The organism is Pseudoalteromonas luteoviolacea, assembly GCF_021654285.1.
GTDB lineage: Bacteria > Pseudomonadota > Gammaproteobacteria > Enterobacterales > Alteromonadaceae > Pseudoalteromonas > Pseudoalteromonas luteoviolacea_J.
In genome coordinates this window covers 1-376 of record NZ_JAKFZS010000114.1, presented here as the reverse complement: position 1 = coordinate 376, position 376 = coordinate 1, and the positions used below count along the sequence as shown (strand labels likewise).

At 50.5% G+C, this 376-nt stretch carries 1 protein-coding gene; it reads right to left on the bottom strand.

Going from position 1 to position 376, the window contains the following annotated elements:
- On the bottom strand, positions 1–376 hold a 376-nt coding region (locus tag L1077_RS27255), incomplete at both ends, for an Ig-like domain-containing protein (protein ID WP_237139894.1).

Sequence of the window (376 nt, the reverse complement as noted above, 5' to 3'; positions counted from 1 at the left end):
CAGTGATACACTGTGACCTGTTGGGGCTTTGGTGTCCACCGTGATGGGCAGCTGTGTTGCTGCGGTGTTATTATTACCTGCCGCATCGCTAAAGGTATCTGCCGCGATGTCTAATGTGGCGTTCGTTTCTGAGTCCGCCGTTGGTGTAAAGAGCACGCTATATTGTGTGCTTGAAGTCGCACTGAAGTTGCTCAGTGAGCCACCTGATACTGTGATATCTGACGAAGTAAAGGTCGTACTGGCTTCGCTCAAGACAATGGAAATCGTCGCCGTTTCACCCGCTTTGAGATTAGTGTCTGATGCACTGAAAGTGGTTACCGTCGGCTTGGTTTTATCAAGCGTTGCAGTGTCTGTTACCGCTGTGGCTGCATTGCCT